The 25990-nt window shown below is 69.7% G+C and carries 12 protein-coding genes and 2 pseudogenes (1 of these 14 cut by a window edge); 4 read left to right on the plus strand and 10 right to left on the minus strand.

All coding sequences use genetic code 11. The annotated features are described in order from the left end of the window. Both OHS70_RS08875 and OHS70_RS08880 read left to right on the plus strand, forming a co-directional pair. Positions 1-7488, plus strand: partial view of an SDR family NAD(P)-dependent oxidoreductase gene (locus tag OHS70_RS08875; RefSeq protein WP_443062581.1) — the 3' portion only. 4134 nt of this gene lie to the left of the window's left edge; 7488 of the gene's 11622 nt are visible here — the last part of the coding sequence; its start codon lies off the left edge, out of view; it ends in the stop codon at positions 7486-7488. A 249-nt stretch (positions 7489-7737) separates the two neighbouring features. Continuing rightward, entirely contained in the window at positions 7738-15975 is an 8238-nt protein-coding gene (locus OHS70_RS08880; RefSeq protein WP_443062582.1) for a type I polyketide synthase, read from the plus strand. A gap of 194 nt (positions 15976-16169) precedes the next feature. Here the strand turns inward: OHS70_RS08880 and OHS70_RS08885 are convergent, their stop codons facing one another. The 7 genes and pseudogenes from OHS70_RS08885 to OHS70_RS08915 form a co-directional block, all read right to left on the minus strand. Further along, complete coding sequence (locus OHS70_RS08885; RefSeq protein WP_328395455.1) at positions 16170-16925, minus strand: thioesterase II family protein; 756 nt, start codon at positions 16923-16925, stop codon at positions 16170-16172. Positions 16926-17576: 651 nt separating this feature from the next. Beyond that, positions 17577-18272, minus strand: a complete 696-nt coding sequence (locus OHS70_RS08890) for an RNA polymerase sigma factor (protein WP_328405499.1) — start codon at positions 18270-18272, stop codon at positions 17577-17579. Between the two features lie 1162 nt (positions 18273-19434). Next, complete coding sequence (locus OHS70_RS08895; protein ID WP_328395457.1) at positions 19435-20799, minus strand: ABC1 kinase family protein; 1365 nt, start codon at positions 20797-20799, stop codon at positions 19435-19437. Then, the gene (locus tag OHS70_RS08900) at positions 20796-21107 is read right to left on the minus strand and encodes a Rieske (2Fe-2S) protein (RefSeq protein ID WP_328395459.1); all 312 of its coding nucleotides are present in this window, start codon (positions 21105-21107) and stop codon (positions 20796-20798) included. The genes OHS70_RS08895 and OHS70_RS08900 overlap by 4 nt, the downstream gene beginning before the upstream one ends. Positions 21108-21627: 520 nt before the next feature. Then, positions 21628-21849 (minus strand): annotated as a pseudogene (locus tag OHS70_RS08905) (RNase A-like domain-containing protein); the annotation flags it as partial. A gap of 62 nt (positions 21850-21911) precedes the next feature. Beyond that, positions 21912-22355, minus strand: coding sequence for a hypothetical protein (locus tag OHS70_RS08910; RefSeq protein ID WP_328395461.1), 444 nt, complete (start codon positions 22353-22355; stop codon positions 21912-21914). 90 nt (positions 22356-22445) lie between these two features. Next, positions 22446-22997, minus strand: a complete 552-nt coding sequence (locus OHS70_RS08915) for an RNase A-like domain-containing protein (protein WP_328395463.1) — start codon at positions 22995-22997, stop codon at positions 22446-22448. A gap of 153 nt (positions 22998-23150) precedes the next feature. Between OHS70_RS08915 and OHS70_RS08920 the strand changes: the two genes are divergently transcribed. Beyond that, positions 23151-23912 (plus strand): SMI1/KNR4 family protein, encoded by a 762-nt coding sequence (locus tag OHS70_RS08920; protein ID WP_328395465.1) that lies wholly within the window; start codon positions 23151-23153, stop codon positions 23910-23912. A 4-nt stretch (positions 23913-23916) separates the two neighbouring features. Here OHS70_RS08920 and OHS70_RS39025 read toward each other — a convergent pair whose 3' ends face one another. Then, positions 23917-24177 (minus strand): hypothetical protein, encoded by a 261-nt coding sequence (locus OHS70_RS39025; RefSeq protein WP_443062583.1) that lies wholly within the window; start codon positions 24175-24177, stop codon positions 23917-23919. Positions 24178-24358: 181 nt separating this feature from the next. Between OHS70_RS39025 and OHS70_RS08930 the strand changes: the two genes are divergently transcribed. Beyond that, positions 24359-24943, plus strand: a complete 585-nt coding sequence (locus tag OHS70_RS08930; RefSeq protein ID WP_328395468.1) for a GNAT family N-acetyltransferase — start codon at positions 24359-24361, stop codon at positions 24941-24943. Here OHS70_RS08930 and OHS70_RS08935 read toward each other — a convergent pair. Then, a complete protein-coding gene (locus tag OHS70_RS08935) occupies positions 24940-25338 on the minus strand; it encodes a hypothetical protein (RefSeq protein WP_328405501.1) in 399 nt (132 codons plus the stop codon). The two genes, OHS70_RS08930 and OHS70_RS08935, sit on opposite strands and share 4 nt — an antisense overlap. Positions 25339-25380: 42 nt before the next feature. Further along, positions 25381-25467, minus strand: a pseudogene (locus OHS70_RS08940) (IS5/IS1182 family transposase); the annotation flags it as partial. Positions 25468-25990 lie beyond the last annotated feature (523 nt).

Raw genomic sequence — 25990 nt, forward strand, 5'->3', positions numbered from 1 at the left:
CGGCTGCTGGCGCCCCGGCTGGGCCGTGCGGGTGCGTCGCTGCCGGCGGGTGAGGCGTGGCGGCTGGCGGTCGGCCGGGCCGGTTCGCTGGAGGGCCTGGCACTCGTCCCGTCCGACGGCGGACGTCCGCTGGGTGCCGGTGAGATCCGGGTCGACGTCCGGGCGGCGGGCGTGAACTTCCGGGACGTGCTGATCGCGCTGGGGATGTACCCGGGCGAGGCACCGCTCGGCAGCGAGGCCGCCGGTGTGGTGCGGGAAGTCGGTGAGGCCGTCACGGACCTGAAGCCGGGCGACAGGGTGTTCGGGTTCGTGCCCGAGGGGTTCGGGCCGATGGCGGTGGCGGACCGGCGGATGGTTGTGCCGATGCCGCCGGGCTGGTCGTTTGTGCAGGCGGCGGCGGTGCCGGTGGTGCATCTGACGGCGTACTACGGTCTGGTGGAACTGGCGGGTGTGCGTCCGGGTGATCGGGTGCTGGTGCACGCCGCGGCGGGTGGTGTGGGCATGGCCGCGGTGCAGCTGGCCCACCACCTGGGTGCGGAGGTGTTCGCCACCGCGAGTGCGCACAAGTGGGATGCGGTGCGGGCGCTGGGTGTCGCGGACGGGCGGATCGCCTCGTCGCGCGCCCTCACCTTCCGGGAGACGTTCCTGGAGGCGACCGGCGGCGCGGGCGTGGATGTGGTCCTGAACGCGCTCGCGGGCGAGTTCGTCGACGCCTCCCTGGATCTGCTGCCTCGTGGCGGCCGGTTCATCGAGATGGGCAAGACCGATGTCCGTGAGCCCCAGGCCGTGGCCGGTACGCATCCCGGTGTGCGGTACGAGTCGTTCGACATGTTCGACGGGGCGGGGATCGACCGCCTTCAGGAGATGCTGGTCGAGATCTCCGCACTGTTCGAGCAGGGTGCGCTGTTGCACGCACCGGTCCGTGCGTGGGATGTGCGCCGAGGACCTGAGGCGTTCCGGTTCCTGCGCGAGGGCCGCAACATCGGCAAGGTCGTACTCACCGTTCCACAGGCGCTCGACCCGTCCGGGACGGTGCTGATCACTGGTGGTACCAGTGGTCTGGGTGCGCTGTTCGCCAGGCACTTGGCGGAGCGTCACGGTATTACGCAGCTGTTGCTGGTGAGTCGTCGTGGTGCGGCGGCCGAGGGTGTCGCGGAGCTCGTCGCCGAACTGGACGGGCTCGGCGCCACGGCACGCGTCGAGGCGTGTGACGTATCGGACCGGGAACAACTGGCCCGTCTGCTCGGTACGTTGGAGCAGCCGCTGTCGGCGGTCGTGCATGCGGCGGGTGTCCTGGACGACGGTGTCATCGACGCGATGACACCTGAGCAGATCGAGCGCGTCATGCGCCCGAAGCTCGATGCGGCCTGGCACCTGCACGAACTCACCGCGGACATGGACCTGTCGGCGTTCGTCCTCTTCTCCTCGGTCGCGGCCCTGATCGGCAGCCCGGGGCAGGCCAACTACGCCGCGGCCAACGCCTCTTTGGACGCACTCGCCGCGAAGCGCCGCGCCGAAGGTCTGCCCGCGACCTCGCTGGCCTGGGGCCTCTGGTCCGACGCCGGCGGCATGACCGGACAGCTCGGCGAAGACGAGGTCGCAAGGCTGGAGCGGATGGGCGTCAGCGCCCTCTCCGCGGAGCTGGGACTTGACCTGTTCGACCAGAGCCTCACGGCCGACGCGGCGCTGCTTGCGCCGGTGAAGCTCGACACGGCCGTGCTCCGGTCCCGCGCGCGTGCAGGAATGCTGCCGCCGCTGCTGCGCGGCCTGGTCCGGATGCCGGCCCGCCGAGCAGCCGGGACGGGCGGCTCGCTGACGCAGCGGCTCGCCGGTGTGGCGGAGGCCGACCGCGAACAGGTGGTGCTGGAGCTGGTCCAGACGCAGGTCGCGTCGGTTCTGGGGCACGACTCCGGCGCGGCGATCGACCCCGATCGGGCGTTCAAGGAGCTCGGCTTCGACTCGCTGAGCGCGGTCGAACTGCGCAACCGGCTGGCCCAGGCCACCGGCCTGCGACTGCCCGCGACACTGGTCTTCGACCACCCGACCCCGATTGCCGCCGCACGCATGCTGCTCGCCTCGATCGGGACCGTGGAGGTGTCCCGTCCGGTGGTGCCGGCGCGGGCGCAGCAGACGGAGACCGACGAGCCGTTGGCGATCGTCGGTATGAGCTGCCGTTACCCGGGCGGGGCGACATCGCCCGAGGAGCTGTGGGAGCTGGTGGCGTCCGGCCGGGACGCGATATCGGGCCTGCCGACCGACCGTGGCTGGGACCTGGAGCGGCTCTACGACCCCGACCCGGATCACCTGGGCACCTCGTACACGCGCAGTGGCGGCTTCGTCGACGGTATCGCCGACTTCGACGCGGGGTTCTTCGGGATCAGTCCGCGTGAGGCGCTGTCCATGGACCCGCAGCAGCGACTGCTGCTGGAGGGAGCGTGGGAGGCGTTCGAGGACGCGGGCATCGACCCGACCTCGCTGCGCGGCAGTGACACCGGCGTCTTCTGCGGCGCGGTCACCTCGGACTACGGCGGCTCGATGCCACCGGAGATGGAGGGCTACCGCCTGACCGGCACGACCACGAGCGTGGTGTCCGGTCGCGTCTCCTACAGCCTCGGCCTGGAGGGCCCGGCCGTCACGGTGGACACGGCGTGCTCGTCGTCGCTGGTGGCGCTGCACATGGCGGCGCAGTCCCTGCGCTCGGGCGAGTGCTCGATGGCACTCGTCGGCGGTGTCTCCGTGATGACCGGACCTCACCTGCTGATCGACTTCAGCCGGCAACGCGGGCTTGCGCCGGATGGGCGTTGCAAGGCGTACGCGGGCGCGGCGGACGGGACCGGCTTCTCGGACGGTCTGGGCCTCGTGGTGGTGGAGCGGCTCTCGGACGCGCGCCGCAAGGGCCACAACGTGCTCGCGGTGCTGCGGGGCAGCGCGGTGAATCAGGACGGTGCGAGCAACGGTCTGACCGCGCCGAACGGCCCCTCGCAGGAGCGGGTCATCCGTCAGGCGCTGGCCAACGCCGGACTGCAGCCTTCCGAGATCGACGCGGTCGAGGGTCATGGCACGGGCACCAAGCTGGGCGACCCGATCGAGGCCCAGGCACTGCTGGCGACCTACGGCCGTGAGCGGACCGCCGATCCACTGTGGCTGGGATCGATCAAGTCCAACATCGGACACAGCTCCACGGCCGCGGGTGTCGCCGGCGTCATCAAGATGGTCATGGCGATGCAGCACGGAGTGCTCCCCCGGACCCTGCACGTGGACGAGCCCTCCCCACACGTGGACTGGGAGTCCGGAGCGGTCGAACTGCTGACGGAGGCGCGGGAGTGGCCTGAGTCGGACCGCCCCCGCCGCGCGGGCATCTCGTCGTTCGGTGTGAGCGGCACCAACGCCCACGTGATTCTCGAAGAAGCCCCGACGGAGGAATCGGAGCCGGTCGAGGGCCGCGAGTTGCCGGTGGTGCCGGTCGTGGTGTCCGCGAAGTCTGCGGTGGCGCTGCGGGAGCAGGCGGACCGCCTGCGCGCCCATCTCATCGCCGAGCCGGAGGTGTCACTCGCGGACACGGCGTTCTCGTCGGTGGTGTCGCGTGCGCAGCACGAGTACCGGGGTGTGGTGGTTGCGGCTGACCGTGACGAGCTGCTGGCCGGTCTCGGTGCGCTGGTTGCGGGTGATCCGGTGGCTGGTGTGGTCGAGGGCCGTGTGGTGGGTGGCAGGACGGCGTTCTTGTTCACGGGTCAGGGTTCGCAGCGGGCTCGTATGGGTGTGGAGCTGGCCGGGGAGTTCCCGGTGTTTGCCGCCGCTCTGGACGAGGTGTGTGCCGGGCTGGATCCGCTGCTGGGCCGGTCGCTGCGCGACCTGCTGGAGGCGGAGTCCGGTTCGACGGAGGCTGGGTTGCTGGATGCGACCCAGTACACGCAGGCCGCGTTGTTCGCCGTCGAGGTGGCACTGTTCCGCCTGGTCGAGTCACTGGGCATGCGTGCGGACTACCTGATCGGGCACTCGGTCGGAGAAATCGCGGCCGCCCACGTGGCAGGTGTGATGTCGCTCGCGGACGCGTGCACCCTGGTGGCGGCGCGTGGCCGGCTGATGGGTGCCCTGCCCGAAGGCGGCGCCATGGTCGCCGTACAGGCCGACGAGACCGAAGTCGCCCAGTCGCTCACGGGCTTTGTGGGCCGGCTGGAGATCGCCGCGGTCAACGGACCGCGCGCGGTCGTCGTCTCCGGCGACGCCGACGCGGTGGACGAATGGCTCCCCGCCTGGCACGGACGCAAGACCACACGGCTGCGGGTCAGCCACGCCTTCCACTCACCGCGCATGGAACCCATGCTGGCCGACTTCGAACAGATCGCCCAAGGCCTGTCGTACTCCAACCCCCGCATCGCCGTCGTATCGAACGTGACCGGCGCTCCGGTCTCCGACGAGCTCACAGACCCCTCGTACTGGGTACGGCATGTGCGCCAGGCAGTCCGGTTCGCCGACGGCGTGCGCACCCTGCACCAAGCAGGAGTACGCCGCTTCCTCGAACTCGGCCCCGACGGCGTACTCACCGCGATGGCACGCCAGACCCTGGAGGAGCTGGACAAGACCGCTGACGCGGTCCTCGTGCCCGCACTGCGGGCCAAGCAGTCCGAGGCGACCACGTTCGCCGCCTTCCTGGGACAGGCCCACCTCGCCGGCGTCGACGTGAACTGGTCCGCGTACTTCGCGGGTACTGGTGCGCAGCAGGTCAAGCTTCCGACGTATGCGTTCCAGCGTGAGCGGTACTGGCTGGCCCCGAGTACCGGCAACGGTGACGTGGCGGCAGCCGGGCAGAGCCGGATCGGGCACCCGATCCTGTCGGCCGCGGTCCAGGTCGGCGACCGTGACGAATGGGTCCTGACCGGACGACTGTCCACCGACACCCAGCCCTGGACCCGCGACCACGTCGTACTGGGCACGGTGATCGTGCCCGGGACCGCACTGGTCGAACTCGCTCTCACCGCCGGCCGCCAGGCCGACACTCCCGTCGTCGACGAACTCGTCCTGGAGGCGCCACTGCTCCTGGACGAGGGCGTCACACGGCAGGTTCAGGTGACCGTCGGCCGGGCGGGTGAGGACGGGCGCCGTGAGGTGGCGATCTACACCCGTCCCGAGAACGGCGAGGACGACGAGCAGGCAGAGACCACCTGCCACGCCCGCGGCCTGCTCGCCCCCGAGGCCGAACCCCTCGCGGACTGGCCCACCGAATGGCCACCCGCACAGGCCGAGGAGGCATCGGTCGACGCGCTCTACGCAGGCATGACCGACCTCGGCTACGACTACGGACCGATGTTCCAGGGCGTTCGCGCGGTGTGGCGCTCCGGAGACGAGGTGTATGCCGAGGTCGCGCTGCCCGGTGACACCGGTGGTGAAGGCTTCGGCATCCATCCGGCCCTCTTCGACGCCGCCATGCACGGCGGCCTGCTGAAGCAGGGCGAGGGCGTGTCCGCCGTGCTGCCGTTCTCCTGGTCGGGCGTACAGCTCGGCAAGCTCGGGCAGTCCCGAGTCCGGGCGCGGATCAGCCCGGCGGACGGCAGTGCGCTGAGGGTCGACATCGCCGGCGAACAAGGCGAGCCGGTACTCAGCATGGCGCGTCTCGACATGCGGCCGGTGGAACAGGCACAGCTGGAGAGCGGACAGCGCGCCAAGCGGAACTCCCTTTTCCAGCTCGACTGGAGCGAGGTCACGGCCTTGTCGCCGGCGTCGGCGCGGGTGGCTGTCCTCGGTGAGGACTACGCGGACCTGGACGCGCTGGAGAAGGCGCTCGCCGACGGCGCCGAGGCCCCGCAGGCCGTCGTCACCACCGTTGAGTCCCCGGCCGTTGCCACTGACGTGGCCGAGGTAACGCGGACAGCCGTGGCCGACGCCTTGGCGCTGGTGCAGCGGTGGCTGGAGAGTGAGCGGCTGAGTGAGGCGCGGCTGGTCGTGGCCACCCGCAACGGTGCCGCCGCCGACGGCGGAACGCCGGATGTGGCACAGGCCTCGGTGTGGGGCCTGGTGCACAGTGCCCAGGCCGAACACCCGGACCGGTTCGGGCTCGTGGACCTCGAGGACGACGCCGCTCCGGATTGGAATGCGGTGCTCAGCTCCGACGAGCCGCAGCTCGCCGTACGCGGCGATCGGCTGCTCGCGCCGCGCCTGGCACGGGCATCTGCCGTGCCGAGCGCTGCGCCGGCGCTGGACGGGACGGTGCTGATCACTGGTGGTACCAGTGGTCTGGGTGCGCTGTTCGCCAGGCACTTGGCGGAGCGTCACGGTATTACGCAGCTGCTGTTGGTGAGTCGTCGCGGTGCGGCGGCCGAGGGTGTCGCGGAGCTCGTCGCCGAACTGGACGGGCTCGGCGCCACGGCACGCGTCGAGGCGTGTGACGTAACCGACCGGGAACAACTGGCCCGTCTGCTCGGTACGTTGGAGCAGCCGCTGTCGGCGGTCGTGCATGCGGCGGGCGTCCTGGACGACGGTGTCATCGACGCGATGACACCGGAACAGGTCCAGCGGGTCATGCGCCCGAAGCTCGACGCAGCCTGCCACCTGCACGAACTCACTGCGGACATGGACCTGTCGGCGTTCGTCCTCTTCTCCTCCGCCGCGGCCCTGATCGGCAGCCCCGGCCAGGCCAACTACGCCGCGGCCAACGCCTCTTTGGACGCACTCGCCGCGAAGCGCCGCGCCGAAGGTCTGCCCGCGACCTCGCTGGCCTGGGGCCTCTGGTCCGACGCCGGCGGCATGACCGGACAGCTGGCGGAGGCCGACCGAACCCGACTGGCGCGTACGGGCATCGGCGTCATATCCGCCGAGCTCGGGCTTGCGCTGTTCGACCAGGCACTCGCCCTGGACACGGCGCTGCTCGTGCCGATGAAGCTCGACACGGCCGCGCTCCGGGTGCAGGCCCGGGCGGGCCTGCTGCCGGCCCTGCTGCGCGGACTGGTCCGGATGCCGGCCCGCCGCGCCGGAGCGGGTGGCTCGCTGGCGCAGCGGCTCGCCGGTGTGGCGGAGGCCGACCGCGAGCAGGTGGTGCTGGACCTGGTGCAGTCGCAGGTCGCCGCCGTACTGGGGCATGCGTCTGCTGCGGCGATCACCCCGAATCGGGCGTTCAAGGAGCTCGGCTTCGATTCGCTGAGCGCGGTCGAACTGCGCAACCGGCTGACGCAGGACACCGGTGTGCGGCTGCCCGCGACACTGGTCTTCGACCACCCGACACCCGTGGCGATCGCGCGGTTCCTCCTCTCGGAGGCCGCGCTGGACGGCGCGACCACCGCGCCCCGGTCCGAAGACGACGAGATCCGCGCCGTGCTGGCGTCGATCCCGATCGGCCGTCTCCGCAAGGCCGGCCTGATCGACACCCTGCGGGAACTGGCAAGCAACGACCCGACGGATCTGACCGGCGGTGCGCCTGAGGACGCCGCGCCCGCATCGATCGACGACATGGACGCCGCAGCCCTGATCCGGATGGCTCAGGAGGACATCGCATGACCGAAGGAAGCGACCTCATGAACGTTCCTCCGAACGTCACTCGAGGAAACCGACCGTGGTCCGCAGGCTCAACGCCGCACGGCGGCACGGGGAAGGTCCGCGTAAAGGGGATCGTGCCCTTGCGGTGCACGCTCCTGCACTCGTCACCGCTGCGGTCGATCGGCAGCCGGTGGAGGACCTGCACCGCCAAGTGACGTCGGCTCGCCGCCAAGTGGCGTCAGCTCAAGCAAATCGGGGAAGAGGACTGAATTGAATCAGCAAGCCGTTGCCGTGGTAGGGATGTCGTGCCGGGTCCCGGGAGCCGACGACATCCCCGCCTTCTGGCGGATGCTGCAGGGCGGCGTCGACGCGATCGCGGAGGCGCCGGCGGAGCGCTGGTACGAGCTGCCGGAGCTGGCCGGCTATCGGCGGGGCGGATTCGTGGACGGTGTCGCCGACTTCGACGCCGGGTTCTTCGGGATCTCACCGCGTGAGGCCGAGGCGATGGATCCGCGCCAGCGTCTGGCTCTCGAACTGAGTTGGGTGGCGCTGGAGGACGCCGGTACGACGCCGGACAGTCTGCGGGGCAGCGCCACGGCGGTGTTCCTCGGCGCCACCGGCGACGACTACATGTCGCTGGTGCACCGGCACGGTCCGGACGCGGTGTCCCACCACTCGCTGGCCGGGCTGAGCCGTGGGCTGATCGCCAACCGGATCTCCCACTGGTTCGGCTTTCACGGGCCGAGCCTCGCCGTGGACACTGCGCAGTCCTCTTCCCTCGTCGCCGTGCACCTGGCCGCCGAGAGCCTGCGATCGGGGCAGGCCCGGCTGGCGCTGGCCGGCGGCGTCCACCTGAACATGGTGCCGGAGGGCACGCTTGCCTTCGCCCGCGCGGGCGCGCTCTCCCCGGACGGCCGCAGCTTTACCTTCGACGCCCGCGCCAACGGATTCGTCCGGGGCGAGGGCGCGGGCGTGGTCGTCCTCAAACGGCTGGCGGACGCGGTCGCCGACGGCGACCCGATCCACTGCGTCCTGCTCGGCGGCGCGGTGAACCACGACGGCGCCGGCCAGGCGCTGACCGTTCCGGACGGTGAGGCGCAGCAAGCCCTCCTGCGGGAGGCGTACGCCGCAGCGGGTGTGGCGCCCGCGCGGGCGCGGTACGTCGAGCTGCACGGCACCGGCACGAGGGCGGGCGACCCGGTCGAGGCGGGCGCGCTCGGCGCGGTGTTCGGTGACGGCCGCGACCCCGGGCAGCCGCTGCTCGTCGGGTCGGTGAAGACCAACATCGGGCACCTCGACGCGGCCGCGGGGGTCGTCGGCCTGATCAAGGTGGCGCTGTCGATGAGGCACGGCGCTCTCCCGGCGAGCCTCAACTTCTCCCAGCCGCACCCGGCGATACCCATGGATGCGTGGAAGCTCCGGGTGAACACGGCCGCCGTGCCGTGGCCGGACGGCGAACGGATCGCCGGGGTCAGCTCGTTCGGCATCGGGGGAACGAACTGCCACCTCGTGGTGGCCGACCACACGATGTCCGACGCCCCAGCGTCCGACGCACCGGCATCCGGCCTCCCCACCCCGACGGAGCCGCCCTACAGCGCACCCCCGGTGCCCGTCCTGGTGTCCGCCGCCTCCCCTGCGGCACTGCGCGCCCAGGCCGAGCGACTGCGGCAGCGGGTCGAGTCCGAGCCGGGCCTGCGGCCGCTGGACGTCGGCTGGTCCACCGTCACGACCCGGTCGGCGCTGAAGCACCGGGGTGTGGTGGTTGCGGCGGGTCGGGATGAACTGCTGACCCGGTTGGCCGGTCTGGTTGCGGGTGATCCGGTGGCTGGTGTGGTCGAGGGTTGTCCGGTGGGTGGTAGGACGGCGTTCTTGTTCACGGGTCAGGGTTCGCAGCGGGCTCGTATGGGTGTGGAGCTGGCCGGGGAGTTCCCGGTGTTTGCCGCCGCTCTGGACGAGGTGTGTGCCGGGCTGGATCCGCTGCTGGGCCGGTCGCTGCGCGACCTGCTGGAGGCGGAGTCCGGTTCGGATGAGGCTGGGTTGCTGGATGCGACCCAGTACACGCAGGCGGCGTTGTTCGCCGTCGAGGTGGCACTGTTCCGCCTGGTCGAGTCACTGGGCATGCGTGCGGACTACCTGATCGGGCACTCGGTCGGGGAGATCGCGGCCGCCCACGTGGCAGGTGTGATGTCGCTGGCGGACGCGTGCACCCTGGTGGCGGCGCGTGGACGGCTGATGGGTGCCCTGCCGGCCGGTGGTGCGATGGTCGCCGTACAGGCCGACGAGACCGAAGTCGCCCAGTCACTGACGGGCTTTGTGGGCCGGCTGGAGATCGCCGCGGTCAACGGACCGCGCGCGGTCGTCGTCTCCGGCGACGCCGACGCGGTGGACGAATGGCTCCCCGCCTGGCACGGACGCAAGACCACACGGCTGCGGGTCAGCCACGCCTTCCACTCACCGCGCATGGAACCCATGCTGGCCGACTTCGAACAGATCGCCCAAGGCCTGTCGTACTCCAACCCCCGCATCGCCGTCGTATCGAACGTGACCGGCGCTCCGGTCTCCGACGAGCTCACAGACCCCTCGTACTGGGTACGGCATGTGCGCCAGGCAGTCCGGTTCGCCGACGGCGTGCGCACCCTGCACCAAGCAGGAGTACGCCGCTTCCTCGAACTCGGCCCCGACGGCGTACTCACCGCGATGGCACGCCAAACCCTGGAGGAGCTGGACGAGACCGGAACGCAGGACACCGTCCTCGTACCGGCACTGCGGGCCAAGCAGTCCGAGACGACCACGTTCGCCGCCTTCCTGGGACAGGCCCACCTCGCCGGCGTCAACGTGAACTGGTCCGCATACTTCGCCGGCAGCGGCGCACAGCGGATCGAGTTGCCCACCTACGCGTTCCAGCGCGAGCGCTACTGGGTCACCGGCGGGTACGCCGAACCGGTCAGGCCGGCCGGGGCCGCGCCGGCGCTCGCCGCTGAGGCCGAGCAGCCGGTAACGGCCGACGCCGCCCGGTCGGCCGCCCGGCTGACCGACCAGGAGCTGTGGCGGCTGGTCCGGTCCCATGCGGCCGCCGTGCTCGGGCACACCGACGCGGCGCTCGTCGAGTCGGAGAGCACGTTCAAGGAACTCGGCTTCGACTCGGTGACCGCGGTGGAACTGCGCGACCGCCTCAACGAAGCGGCCGGTCTGCGCATGCCGACCTCACTGCTGTACGACCACCCGACACCCAAGGCGGTGGTGCGGCACATGCGCGGCGAGCTGTCCGGACACGAACTGCCGCAAGCACGGCCGGACACGGGCGGCACCGCCTTCTCCCACGACGACCCGATCGCGATCGTCGGCATGGGCTGCCGGTACCCCGGCGGTGTGTCCTCGCCGGAGGACCTGTGGCGGCTGGTCGCCGACGGCACCGACGCGATCACGCCGTTCCCGCAGGACCGCGGGTGGCCCGCGGCGACCGGCGGGGACTACGCCCGCATGGGCGGATTCCTGCCTGACGCGGGGGACTTCGACGCGGGCTTCTTCCGGATCAGCCCGCGCGAGGCGACGTCGATGGACCCGCAGCAGCGCTTGGTGCTGGAAGTGGCCTGGGAGGCACTGGAGCGTGCCGGCCAGGACCCCGAGGCGCTGCGCCGGACCCCGACCGCGGTGTTCATGGGGGCTATGAGCCAGGACTATCTGCCCCGCCTGTCCGAGGTGCCGGAGAACCTGGCCGGCCACGCCCTGACCGGGGGCGCGTCCAGCGTGGTGTCCGGCCGGATCGCCTACGCCCTCGGCTTCGAGGGCCCGGCGGTGACCGTCGACACCGCCTGCTCGTCGTCCCTGGTGGCGCTGCACATGGCGGCGCAGTCCCTGCGCTCGGGTGAGTGCTCGATGGCGCTCGCCGGCGGTGTGACGGTCATGTCCACGCCCGGCATGTTCGTCGAGTTCTCCCGACAGGGCGGGCTCGCCGCCGACGGCCGGTGCAAGGCGTTCTCCAGCTCGGCCGACGGCACCGGATGGTCCGAGGGCGTCGGCGTACTGGTGCTGGAGCGCCTGTCCGACGCCCGGCGCAATGGCCGTCGCGTACTGGGGGTGTTGCGCGGGAGCGCAATCAACCAGGACGGCGAGAGCAACGGACTGACCGCCCCGAACGGCCCGTCCCAGGAGCGGGTGATCCGCCAGGCCCTGGCCGGAGCGGGCCTGTCGGCGGCGGACGTCGACGCGGTCGAGGCCCATGGCACGGGCACCCAGCTCGGTGACCCGATCGAGGCACAGGCGCTGCTGGCCACGTACGGCGAGGACCGGACCGAGCCGCTGTGGCTGGGGTCGCTCAAGTCGAACATCGGACACACGCAGGCTGCCGCGGGGGTCGCGGGCGTGATCAAGATGGTCATGGCCATGCGCCACGGTGTCCTGCCGAGGACACTGCACGCCGATGAGCCGACCGCGCACGTCGACTGGTCGGCGGGCGGCGTGGAGTTGCTGACCGAGCAGCAGGCCTGGCCGGATGCCGGCCGGCCGCGCCGCGCAGGTGTCTCCTCGTTCGGCATCAGCGGGACCAACGCGCACGTGGTCATCGAACAGGGCGATCCGGACGAGGTGCCCGATGCCGATGAGCCGGCCGGCACCGAAGCGCGGACCGTCCTGGTCCCGTGGCTGGTGTCCGCGCGAACCGCGTCGGCGCTGACCGCACAGGCCGAACGTCTGTCCGCGGCGGTGTCCGCCACATCGGCGCCCACGGCCGCCGATGTGGCGTGCACCCTCGCGAAGGGCCGGGCCGCGCTCGACCACCGCGCGGTGGTGCTCGGCTCCGGGCGCACGGAACTGCTGTCCGGACTGGACGCGCTGGCCAGGGGTGAACGCGCACCGGGCCTGACCGTCGGCGCCGCGGGTGCCGCGCCGAGCGTCGCGGTCCTGTTCTCCGGGCAGGGCAGCCAGCGGCTCGGCATGAGCCGGGAACTGGTGCGGGACTTCCCGGTGTTCGCCGAGGCGTGGAACGCTGTCGGCGAGGCGTTCGCCCCGCTGCTCGACCACGCGATCGACGACGTGGTGGCCGCCGAGCCCGGCTCCGAACAGGCCGCGCTGCTCGACGAGACGGCCATGACGCAGCCCGCGCTGTTCGCCTTCGAGGTGGCGGCGTACCGGCTGCTGGAATCGTTCGGCGTCGAGCCGTCGGTCCTGGTCGGCCACTCGATAGGGGAGCTCGCCGCCGCGCACGTGGCGGGCGTGTTCTCGCTCGCCGACGCGGCGCGCCTGGTCGCCGCGCGCGGCCGGCTGATGCAGGCCCTGCCCAGGGGCGGCGCCATGGTGGCAGTCCAAGCAGGCGAGGACGAGATCCGCGAGGTGCTGGACGGTCAGGAGGGTTCCGTCTCCGTCGCCGCGGTGAACGGTCCGACCTCCACCGTCATCTCCGGTACGGAGGACGTGGTCCTCGGCATCGGGTCGATGCTCTCCGGCGCGGGGTACAAGACACAGCGGCTCCGCGTCTCGCACGCCTTCCACTCGCCGCTGATGGAACCCATGCTGGCGGAGTTCGAGCAGGTGGCACGCTCGGTGTCGTACGCGGCGCCGCGCGTCGCGGTGATCTCGAACGTGACCGGTGGACCGGCTGAGAGCGGCCGGCTCGAGCGGCCCGAGTACTGGGTGAGCCATGTGCGCGAGGCCGTACGGTTCGCCGACGGCGTACGGGCGGCGGTGGCCGCAGGGGCCGAGGTCTTCGTCGAGGTCGGCCCGGACGGGGTGCTGTCCGCCATGGCCCAGGAGACCCTGGCCCAGGCCGCGCCGGACACGCCCGCGATCCCGGTGGCGCGCAAGGCGCGGTCCGAGTCCCGCTCGGCCACCGAGGCGCTGGCCCGGCTGCACGTCATCGGGGTGCCGGTGGACTGGGAGGCCTATCTCGCTGTCGCCGGTGCAGCGGGCCGGCGGGCCGACCTGCCCACCTACGCCTTCGACCGGCAGCGCTACTGGGTGCCCGCCGAAGCGCCGAAGGGTGACCTCGCGGGCTCGGGGCTCGACATGATCGACCACCCGTTCCTGGCCGCGGCCACCGACCTCGCGATCGGCGACCAGACGGTCCTCAGCGGCCGGATCTCGCCCGCCGACGACCCCTGGCTGGCCGACCACGGCATCGTCCGCGGTGCCGTACTCCCGGGGGCGGCCTACGTGGAGATGGCGCTCCAGGCCCTGGACGTGGCCGCGTGCCGCCGTATCGAGGAACTGACGCTGCAGGCACCACTGGCCCTCGGCGACGACGAGGTCCGGTTCCAGGTCACCGTCGGCGCTGTCGACGACAGGGGCCGCAGCGAGATCGCCTTCCACTCCCGGGCGGCAGGGGCGAGGTCATGGACCCAGCATGCCACCGGTGTGCTGTCCACGACCCCGGCGCCCGCACCGGAGCCCACGCCGGAGGCGTGGCCGCCGCCCGGGGCGAAGCCGGTCGAGCCGGCCGACCTCTACCCCGCCCTCGTCGACCGCGGTTACGTCTACGGCCCGGCCTTCCAGGGCCTGCGCGGCCTGTGGCACGCGGGCGACGAGGTGTACGGAGAGATCCGGCTTCCCGACGGCGTGCCGCACGCTTCGGCGGGTTTCGCCGTACACCCGGCCCTGCTGGACGCGGCGCTGCACCCGGTGCTGTCGCTGCTCGGCGCGGACCCCGGCCAGGTGCTCCTGCCCTACTCCTTCGCCGGTGTGTCGATCCACGCGACCGGGGAAGCGGACCTGCGCGTCCGGGCAGTACGGGTCAGCGCCCACGAGGTGTCGCTGATGCTCACGGGCACGGACGGGGCACCGGTGCTGTCCGTCGAGTCTCTGACGTTCATGCCCGCCTCCATGGAACAGCTGGCCCGCCAGGCGACGGCCGAGTCCCTGTCCACCGTCGAGTGGACGCCGCTGCCCGGCGCGACCGAATCCGGCCGCCCGGTTGCCCACGGGGAGTTCACGCACGTGGCCGCGAGCGGGGACGGGGACGTACCCGAATCGGCACGGGCGACCGCACAGGACGTACTCGCCCTGGTGCAGAGCTGGTTGCACGACAGCTCCGACGAGAACCGGCGGGTGATCGTGACGCGCAACGCGGTCGCGGTCACCGCGGACGACACCCCCGATCTCGCCTGCGCCCCGGTCTGGGGCCTGGTGCGATCGGTCCAGGCGGAGCACCCGGACCGGTTCGTCCTCGTCGACACCGACGGACACGAGGATTCGCTGCGTGCCCTGCAGTCGCTGGAACTGTCCGGCGAACCCCAGATGGCGGTGCGCCGCGGCGTGGTTCACGTGCCACGGCTGGCTCAGGCTCAGCCCCCGGCCCCGGCGGACGGCGGCCCGGCCTGGGACCAGGGCACGGTGCTGCTCACCGGCGCGACAGGCGGGCTCGGCGCGCTGTTCGCCCGGCACTTGGTGGCCGAGCGCGGGGCACGGCGGCTGCTGATGCTCAGCAGCCGCGGACCGGCGGCCCCGGGCGCCGCAGAGCTGGCCGAGGAGCTGACCGCGCTCGGCGCGGAGGTCACGCTGTCCGCCTGCGACGTGTCCGACCGGGACATGCTGGCCGAGCAGATCGCCCAGCTCCCGGCGGACTCGCCGCTGACCGCGGTCGTTCACATGGCGGGTGTGCTGGATGACGCCAGTGTGGAGTCCATGACACCGGAGCAGGTCGACCGGGTGTTCCGGCCGAAGGCCGACGCCGCGTGGCACCTGCACGAACTGACGAAGGACCACCCGCTCTCGGCGTTCGTGCTGTACTCGTCCGTCGCTGGTGCGGTCGGTACTCCCGGACAGGCGAACTACGCCGCGGCCAACACCTTCCTGGACGCCCTGGCGGCCTACCGCAGGGCGGCGGGCCTGCCCGCGGTCTCCCTGGCTTGGGGTCCTTGGGCGCTCGGTATGGCGGGCACGCTCAGCGAGGTCGACCTGGCGCGGTTCCGGCGCAACGGGATGGTGCCCCTGGAGGCCGCGGAGGGAACCGTGCTGTTCGACACCGCGCTCGCGCTCGACACGGCACTGGTCGTACCCGCCGTACTCGACAAGGCGGCACTGCGACAGCACACGAACCTGCCCGCCCTGTTCCGCGGCATGGTCACACCGCGGCGCGGGCAGACGCCGGCGAGCGGTGCGCCGAGCGAACCGCCGGTCGTGGGGCGGCTGGTGGACCTGACACCCGAGGAGCGGTCCGACGAACTGATGGCACTGCTGTTGTCCACCTCGGCCCTGGTACTGGGCTATGCGTCCACCGAAGACATCGACGCAGAGATGTCGTTCAAGGAGATCGGGTTCGACTCCCTGAGCGGGGTGGAGTTCCGCAACCACGTCAGGAAGGACACGGGCGTGGAGATCCCGGCGACGGTGATCTTCAACTACCCGACCCCGGCGGCGCTGGCGGTCCACCTGCGGGACCGGATGTTCCCCGATGACGGCCCCGCCCCGGAGCTGCAGGACGACGAGGCCGAGGCAATGGACGAGCTGGACGAGTTGGACGAGGAGATCGACGCCATGGACATCGCCGAGCTCGTGCAGCGAGCCTTCTCCGAGTGAAGGACGGGACGATGACCAGGCAGGGTGTGGCGTTCACGCTGTTCCCCGTCGTCGGGGGCGGCGGGGAGGCCAGGCGTGAGCCGGTCTTCAGCCGCTCCGTGATCCGCGTACCCGGCAGGAAGTAACAACGACGAAGGGGGCGACCAGGGCCCGGGAGTCTCCGGAACCCTGGTCGCCCCCTGCCGGGCGACGCATCAGCGGACGAGCACCTCACGGATGCGGGCGATCACGGACGGCGCGTGCTCGTTGAGGTAGAAGTGGCCACCGGCGTACTCGTGCAGCGTGAAGTCGCCCGCCGTGTGGCCTTCCCACGCCTCGGCCTCGGCGCGGGTGACCTCCGGGTCGACGTCGCCCGTCAGCGTGACCACCGGGCAGCGCAGCAGCGGCGTACCGGGATGCCTGCGATAGGTCTCGGCAGCCTTGTAGTCGGCCCGGATCGCCGGCAGCAGACTGCGCAGCAGCTCGTCGTCCTCCAGCAACTCGGGGCTGGTGCCGCTGAGCGCCTTGATGGTACCGAGCAGCGTTTCGTCGTCACTCAGATACACCGTGCTGTTCTCACGGTGGCAGGACGGCGCCCGCCGGCCGGAGGCGAACAGCATCATCGGATCGAAGCCCCCCGCCTCGAGCCGCAGCGCGACCTCATAGGCAAGGGTCGCGCCGAGGCTGTGTCCGAAGAGCGCGAGCGGACGGTCCGTCCAGGGCTGCAGCTCATCGGCCAGGATGTCGGCGAGCTTGAAGAGGTCGTCAATCGGCGCCTCGGTACGCCGGTCCTGCCGTCCCGGGTACTGCACGGCCAGTACGTCGACGGCGGGCGACAGCGCCTGGGCCACCGGAAAGTAGTACGTGGCCGACCCGCCCGCGTGCGGAAAGCACACCAGCCGCGTCGGGGCCGCGTCAGCCGGGTGGTAACGCCGCAGCCAGTCGCCGGTCTTCGTGATCGATTCGCTCATGTTCTCCTTCTCCCCCATAGATTGCTGACAAATTATGAAAAACCACACAGTAAACGGACTTTGACGATCGACGATCATCAAAGTCCGACCGCCCCGACTCCACCGGCCCGGAACGGCGCCCAGCTCTGCGCGCGTACGAGGCGGCCGTCCGCCGACTCCCCGACCGCAGCTCGCGCAGGAGCTGCGGCCCGGCGACGCGAGAAGGAGCCTGCGGCAGACCGGGTTGGGCCCGAAGAGCGACCCGCGAGGACGCTCGTCCGCCGCCGCCATCACCGACCTGCTCAGCGACCTGCTCAGCGGCCTGAAGTCAACAAGACCGACAAGACGCGCCACCGCGAAACAAAGTGACCAAGTGTCCAACATTCGGACTCGATGGAGACCGAAATGCGAAAGCCCAACGGGCAACACACTGACCGCATTGTCATTCGCTGAACTTTGCCCTACCCTACGTGTAGTTTAGAGGCGAACTAAATGATGGAGGTGAGCAGAGTGGAAGATACTGTCGGCGAGACGCTGAAAAAGCTTGCGGACGCGGTCGGACAGCCGTCCCCCAGGGCACTTGAGAGCGCCAAGGCCCTCTTCCCGTTCATCGCGCACGAATCCGTAATGAACGGCGATTCACCCGTCACCCCGGAGAGCAGGCTGCCCGAATCAGCCGGCCGACACCCTGCCGCCCCCGGCCCCCGGCCCTAGCCCGGCACCACTCTCCAGAGCGAAGGCCCGCAGACCCATTCCCTTGATGGTGTCGAACAGTTCCCTGGCCCGCTCGGAGCGGTCCGCCTCGACCGCCATGGCACGCTCCAGATGCTTCAGGCACCGGCCCCTGAGGGGGCCGATGGATCCGCGCGCCAGCCCGAGCGTCGCACTGACCTCGTCGTACGACATGGGCGGATCGGCCACCAACAGGCCAAGGAGAGCCTGACACTTGGGCGAGAGCGAGCAGTAGGCGAGGAGGACCTCGTCGCGCGTCTCCTGCTTGAGTGCCGCCTCCTCCGGCTGGTTCGCCGACAGCTCGGGGCGGTCGAACACCTCGGGCTCCTCCGCGGGCACGCTCCGCCCCGACTTCCGAATGTGCTTGAGGCTCTCACGACGCGCCGACACGGAGAGCCAGTGCGCCAGCTTCTCCGGCTCCCTGAGCTGCCCCAGATGCTGGATCACCCGCATCCAGGTCGTCTGGATGACGTCTTCACAGTCAGCCGTGGCGAGCCGGTATCCGCGGACTATGGCCCAAATCAGCGGCGTGTAATTGTCGACAATCTTGTTCCAGCTGTCCTGGTTTCCGGCTAAGCATTCATCTACAAGCCTATGCAAAGCATGAGCCTTCACATCTCCCCCGTTCACCCTCATGCGCTCGTCCGGTCGGCGGCTCTTACGCTGCTGCACAGCCGATCACTCACGATGAGAATACATAGCGTCTCGATAACTACCGTCCCTGGCGCTACAGCCGTTAACTATACGGCGCCCCCGGGGTGTGATGTCAACGCTGCCTTTGCGAATCCAAAACCTGGACAGGGCTGGCGAGAAGGAGTAAACGGACCTTGTCAAGAGGCGGAACTTAGCCTCCGTTTAGCACTTTGAGGATGCTTCACCTGACCTTCACCAACACTTCCGAAGTGTCAACCCGGAGTTGACAGAAACTCGGCATCTCCCTGACGCGTTCGGGGATGCATCGGGGTGGAGCAGGTGCCGGCTGAGGTCGCGGCACGGTCGGCTGTCGGTGACCATGTGCCAGATCGCGGTGCTGATCGAGTACTCGACGGCGACCAGGTCCCCGAGGGGACCGCGGCGGCGGTGGGCCGCGCGTAGCAGGCCTGCGGGTAGGTGTCCTTGGGCTCTCACCGCGCCGACTGCCACGAGGCCGAGTGCTCCCTTGAGACAGGGGTTGCCGGGTCGGACTTGATGTTCCTCTCGCCGCCGGACTCCGCGGTGATCACTTCGAGGATGACCTGGTTGATGCCGGGACGCGCGCCGCACGGCGGCCGCTGCCGCTCCGGTCGCGGAGCCACAGCCCGGGCGGGTTCGCCCGGATACACCTCATGACGTTGGCCGGCGTCCACGTGCGGTGCTTCATCAGCGAGGCAGCGGATCGGGGAAGCCGGCCCGGTTGTGGCCGGCCGATGACCGTCAGCGCGCACCGGTCCTGGCCACCTAGGCCCTGTCCGGGCGATCTTCGAGGATCAGCCTGCGGCGTCAGATGCGGTGCATCGCAAGGCGGAGGATCGCCCTCGTACTGGACGTACTTGGGCGACTCCGACAACACAGCGAGGTGCCGTAGCTGGGGGTACCTCCTGGGGGTCCCCCCGGACGGAGTCCTGGGGGAGAAGCTCTGGGGGAGCGTCGCAGGCCCGACAAGATCGCCCGGACAGGGCCTAGCCGGTCGGGCAGGCCCTGCGTCGTCTTCCCGATGACCACGGCGTCCCACTCTCCTGTGCTCATCGGGGCATTGCCTCCACGAGGACTTCAGATCATCCACCCCTTCAGATCGCCCCGGGGTCCCCGAAAACAGCTGTCAGGAGTCGGGGGCGGGCGACTCGGGTGCGGGGGGATCGGGCTCGAAGCCCGGCATTCCCGCGACCGCCTCGGCACGGTACGGAATCCGGGCGCCCAGCTGGCTGAGCATGGCCAGTTCCCCCATCCACACCCGCTGTACGATCGCGTGCTCCGGGTGCATCACCATCCGGCTCCTGAGGATCTCCGCATCCTTGGTGAGCGTGGCTCTGCGCACGGCCTCGCGCATCCACTCGCGGTCGAAGGCGAAGACCTCTTCGTTCAGCGGCTGCACCAGCATCTCCATCGACCTGCTCAGCCAGCCCAAGTCCTCGGGCTTCTCGTCCCCTTCGTCCTTACGTTCCTTGAGCAGTCCCGCCTCCCGCATCACCTCCGCCATCTGCTCCGGGTCGCCGTCGGCGCAGGCCCGCATCACCGGGCCCATCCATGGCACCAGCCCGTCGGGGAGCCGGGCCACGGCGCCGAAGTCGAGCACCCCGAGCCTGCCGTCGTCGGTGAGCCGGAAGTTCCCCGGATGCGGGTCGGCGTGCATCAGGCCGCAGCGGTTCGGTCCCGCGTGGTGGAACCGTGCGAGCAGCAGCCCCAGCCGGTCCCGGTCCTCCTGCTCGCCGTCGGCCATGACCACGGACGCCGGTGTGCCGTCCAGCCACTCGGCCACCAGGACCCGGTCGGTGGCCTCGACCACCCGGGGCACCACGAAGTCCGGGTCGTCGGCGAACGCCTCGGCGAACGCCGCCTGGGACTCAGCCTCCAGGAGGTAGTCCAGCTCCTCGGTCATCTGCTCGCGCAGCTCCGCCACCACCTCCTTGACGTCGAGCTCGCCGCCGGTCACCCGGTCGATGATCCAGCCCATCCGGGTCAGATGACCGAAGTCCGAGGTGAGTGCCTCGGCGGCACCGGGGTGCTGGACCTTGACCGCTACATCCCTGCCGTCGTGCCAACGCCCCCGGTGCACCTGGCCGATGGAGGCGGTGGCCACCGGTCGGTCCGTGAACTCGGGCAGCAGCTCACGCCAGTCGTCCCCCAGCTGCTCGCGCAGCACGGTGTGGACCGCACGGGCCGGCAGGGCGGGCCCGCTCTCCTGCAGGCTGGTCAGCGCCGCCCGGTAGGGCCGTACGAGATTCTCCGGCAGGGCGCTCTCCATCACGCTGAGCACCTGGGCGAACTTCTGTGCGCCACCCTTGAGTTCACCGATGACGGCGAAGAGCTGCTTGGCGGTGCGCTCCTCGATCTCGGTCCTGATCAGGTCCTCGGCACCGCCCGCGAGCCGCCGGGCCAGGCCGAAAGCGGTGCGCCCCGCGAAACCGAGCGGCAGCGACGCCATCTTCAGGGACCGCCGCACGGTCCCCTTCGGCAGCTCGCTCACCGGTCCGTACCACCGTTCCTGGAGAGCAGGACTATCCCGTCGTCGACCTGTACAGCGAAGGTCTCGACCGGCTCGGACGCCGGGGATTCGAGCGCCGCACCGGTGCGCAGACAGAAGCGGCTGAAGTGCCAGGGACAGCTGACGCTGCCGTCGTCCTCCAACTCGCCTTCCGAGAGCGGAATTTCCTCGTGTGTGCACTTGTCGCGCACCGCGTACACCGTGCCGCCGGAGTTGGCGAGGAGGACCTGCACCCCGTCGAATTCCACGCTCAGCAGCTCCCCTTCCGGCAGGTCTGCCAGCTTCGCCACGGGGATTCCTTCCTTGATCTCCACAGCACTCTTCCTCTCGGTCGGCGGGGATCCGGCCGCGGTGACAGCCGCTCTCCCCCCTCTCTGATCCGCCCGGAGGCACCGTGGATACACCTGACGGCCGCGTCCTGTCCGCGTCGGTGCTCAGGGTGTACGACGCGTCCCGCCCACCGTGGCCGGGGCCGGTGCGGTACTTGCTCGTCAGGACCACACCTCCCGGCATCATCTCCATGCGCGCCTCGATGAGGTCCTGCACCAGCGACCGAAATTCAGGTGCCTGCAGAGGGCTCGCTGAACCTGCCCCGTCAGAACGGGCGCCGAATGAACGTCACGGCCCACCGTGAGGTGCCGCCGCCGGGCTCGGGCTGAGCGGCGTCACACACCCGAGGCGTGGGGTTCGGCTGCGACCGGGCACCACGTCACCGTGGGCGAGCACCGCTCTCCAGTGCGCAGACCCTCGTCACTGTCGTCCTGTTCATCGGGCACGCCCACTGCCATGCCCGCCACGACGGTCGCCGTCAGCTCGGACATCGACGGGCTCGCGCCCTGCGAGCATCATGGCTTGCAGCAGCACGCGCCCGACCGGTTCATCACGCGAGGGCCAGGCAGCCTCGATGGTGAGCCGCTGCCGCGTGCCCTGGGCCAGCCAGCGGTGTACGGCCTGCTCGTTACGGGTGATGACCTGTTGAGTGCACCACTGCGCGGTCGCGCGGTCAGGGTAGGTGGCGGAACGTGTACGCACGGCAAGACCTCAATCAATGGTGAAGCTCCAGAAGATGCCGACCTCTGTGGCGGAGAGGGCGATTACGCCACAGTCAGCCGTGTGCTCGGTGAAGCCCTCGTAGACACCTTCGCGAGCGAACACATCGGCATGGGGATTCTCCCGCGCTGTTGCCGCATTGGTGAAGTACTGAGCATCCCCCCGAACCTATCCGGCACGACACTCGCGTGAGACGTCAGCTCTTCCTCCCGCACGGCAAAATCAGGAATGTCTTCCACTTGGAACCATTCCCCCAGGAGGGTGACCATGATCTGTTCAGCCCCCTTCCTGGACACAGGGAAGGCGAAACCGAAATCTGCCGGCGTGACTGCAATGAAAGGATTGTCCAGACCAGTGCCGTAATTGCGCCCTTCAGGCGCCATAACCAGTTTCAACCAGCCACGCGGCTCCTCCGCCTTCAACTGCATGACATCGAGCGCGTCCAGCCGCCAGTCCGCATGCCGTCGTGCACCGACAGCCGCGAACATGCCTTCCCCGAAAAGGGCATGCAAGGAGCGGCTCCAAGATGCCCTGTCCACCTGAGTCACAGGCTTCCCCGTTCTTCGAGAGTGACCGCACTACGGGTGCTGGGTCTTGCCAGTGGGCATGGAGGTGAGAACGACGAAAGGCGGATGTCCCCCAGGGTGGGGCTTGAGGACAACCCAGACGTTGGTGACGTCGCGAGCAGCCGGGTCACCACGGTTCCACGATCTACCGACGACGTCGTTCGTCGGCAGGAGGAGTGCGCGCGACGAGTTCGGGCCCGGATTACCCGCAACCCAGTTGTCGATCTTTCTTTGATTCGATGGTTCATCGAGAGCGGCTTGAGTATAGCGCCGTGCGTCAGCAAGAGTTTCGAACGACGACACAGCCTCGGGGCGGATGCCGTTGGGTCTGACCAATTGCTGATCCCTCAGCCTCTGCTCCAGTTGTTCATCCGTTTTCCCGATGTGCTTGTCCACCACATGGGATCCGACCATGCCCTCCTGGTTCGCAAGATCGATCGGATACTTGTGATTGCTTTCGTCGTCACCGGGGACTGTGTAGAGCGGACGATCCTTGAATTCGGTCAGGGCGCGGGCGCCGAAGGATTCCGCCCGCGCCGACTCGGCATTGAGAGCTCGTAACACGATCTTGGCGAGTGTGGTCGGGTCATGGCGTGCGTCGGATTCATGCGTGCCTCGGGGGATCCACCAGAGCTTCGGACCGGCCCGGTCTGGCTGCTCTCGGCTGCCTGGTCGTCTCTCGGTGATGCGGCGGGTGCTTCCGGTACGGTCCGCAGCATGACTGGCGCGTTCGACGTGGCCGAGGCTCTGGACGGCGGAATCTCCGACCGGGAGCGGGCGTGGGCGTTCATCAGCGGCTTCGCCGCTGCTTGGGGCGAGCCGCTGACCGAGGGCGACGGCACGCCAGCAGCGGAATTGGCGCGGGCCGAGGCGACGCTCCGCTGCTCCCTGCCGGCCGCGCTGCGTGAGGTCTACACGCTCCTGGGCGCGCGGTTCGACCTGATCGGCAACCAGGATCCCTTGCTGCCGCCCGCCGAGATGTTCGTGCATGACGAGTGCGGCGGTGTCCTCGTTTTCCGCAGCGAGAATCAGGGCTGCGCCTTCTGGGGCGTGCGCCTGCGCGACCTTGATCAGGACGATCCGCCGGTGTTCGTCCAGGCGCGGCACGGCTGGGTGCAGTTCTTGGACCGGGTGTCCCTGGCCTGCGTCGAGCTCGTACTGAGCGAGGCGCTGTTCGGCGGTGGAGGTCGGCTGTACAACGCGTGCGAGCTGTCGGCGGACCTGCTTGGTGCGGTGCCCGAACGCTTCCAGCGGGTCGCACTGCCCGACTACCCGATGTGGACGGGTCCGGAGGACTTTCCAGTGCGTTGGTTCTCCGCCCCGGGGCAGCTGCTGCGCCAAGACGGCTTGGGCGTCCACAGCTGGCTGCACGTCCGGGGCCGGACCCGGGCTGACCTGGAGGCGATCTGTGCGACCGTCCCCGGGCAGTGGGCCCTGGGATACACCGAGTCACTCGACGCCGAACCGCTGCCCTTCTGAACCCTCAGGATTCAGGCTTGTTGAGGCGTCGCCAGCAGATGAGGCTGCAGGCCAGGGATATGAATGCGTCGTGGAGTTCGGTGCGGCGTTCCCATCGGATGGCGAGTCTTTTGAAGTGGTGGAGCAGGGCGAAGGTCTGCTCGACGACGTAGCGGAGCTTGCCCATGCCCTCGATGTAGAGGTCGTTAAGTCCGCTTCTAGTAGTGGCCTTGCGCGGTTGGGTGAGAAGCCCTTGGCGTCCGAGGCGGCTGCGGGTGACGTTCATGTCTGGGCCGTCGGTGGGCAGGACGAGTAGTGGTGCCGTTCGCAGACCCTGAATGTCTGGTCGGGGATGCTGGTTGAAGGCATGCACGATCTGCTGGTAGGCGGTGCCTTGGTCGTGAGGGCCGGACCGTGATCGGATATTAGGTGTTCTGCCCGCCCCATGAGGACACAAGATGGTGCGCATGACTTTGGCCACCCCCATACTGCACACCGCTCGCCTGCGACTGCGACCCTTCACCGACGCCGACGCGGACCCCCTGTTCGCGCTGCACAGCAGCACCTACGTGATGCGCTACTGGGACTCCCCGCCGTGGACCGACCGGGCCCGCGCCGAGCGTTTCATCGCGATGTGCCGGACGATGGCGGACGAAGGCACCGGGGCGCGGGTGGCCATCGACCGTGCCTCTGATGGGGCCTTCGTCGGCTGGTGCGTTCTGGCCGAATGGAACCCGGACTACCGCAGCGCGTCGTTGGGCTACTGCCTCGCCGAGGCGATGTGGGGCCACGGCTACGCGACGGAGGCGGCACACGCCCTGCTGCAGTGGGCATTCGACACACTGGACCTGAATCGAATCCAGGCCGAGACCGACACGCGCAACGTGGCATCTGCCCGGGTCCTGGAGAAGATCGGATTCATGCGTGAAGGGACGTTGCGGGAAGACTGCGTCGTGAACGGCGAAGTGTCCGACTCGTGGGTGTTCGGATTGATCAGGCGAGAGTGGCGGCCGTCGGCCGTGCCGATTCCAGCCCACGCAAAGCGGCGCTAAGCCCGTTTCTGGTGGAGATCGCGTCCGGGTTGAGTGAGGAAGCCTTGACGGGTGAGGCGTCCAAGGCGGCTGCGGGTGACGTTCATGGCCGGGTCGTCGGTGGGCATGCCGAGGAGTTCGTGCAGCTCACGGACCCGGAACGCCTGGTCGGGGTGGGTGTTGAAGGCGTTCACGATGACCTGGTAGGCGGTGCTCAACTCAGGCGATTCGGATTCGGTTCCTGCCAGTGCGACTTCTGCGATGACCTTTCGGGCAGTGGCCAGATCGGCAAGCCGTCCTTCGGTCTTGGCCAGGGCGGAGGTCAAGTGCTCTATCTGGTCGTGTAGTTCACCGGCCCGGGCGGTGGTCTCGTCGTGCTGGGCCTGGAGATCTGCCAGGAGTTCGTTGACGTTCATGCGGCCAGTCCGAGGGTGTCGCGCCGTCGCTGACCGCGCCACCCGGTCCTGCTTCCAGGCAGTGATCATCGGCTCGATCAACGCCCACTGGGCATCCGATGAGTCGCTGAGGTACGGCTCCCTCTCCATGCCCCGCATCTCAACATGGACATGCCCAAAGGATGGCCCGCATGGCGACCAAATACCACGATCGAGCGATCACCAACTGACGAAGATCGGACTTAACGCCCACTTAGGGGCACCCTTGCGGGAGATGACGGGCAGGATCCGTCGTTTACGCAGCTCTTCCCGGTTGAGGTTGGAGTCGTAGCCCCGCCGCCTCCTCGCCCCGGCCCAGGTCGCAGTACGGCGCCCGAAAGGGCAGCGGCGGGCGCTTGGGTGGTTGCCCTTGCAGGCGTGTGCGGGAGGCACCGCCTGGCGCAGCATGGGTTGCGGAAGGGGTGAGGGGTCCGTGGTCAACTGCGCAGTGTGCGGGAATCGGTGTGATCCCGGGGAGCAGTTCTGCGGCGCCTGCGGGGCCTTCCTCGAGTGGTCGCGGCCGAACACCCCGGCAGCCGCGGCTCAGCCGGATGCCGCAGTCCCGACCCCGACAGGGCCGGACGTCGCCGTGCCTCGGGAGGAACCCGCAGCCCAGGCGAGCGGGCCGACCGTC

Origin of the sequence: Streptomyces sp. NBC_00390 (genome assembly GCF_036057275.1) — a bacterium.
Classification (GTDB): Bacteria; Actinomycetota; Actinomycetes; order Streptomycetales; family Streptomycetaceae; genus Streptomyces.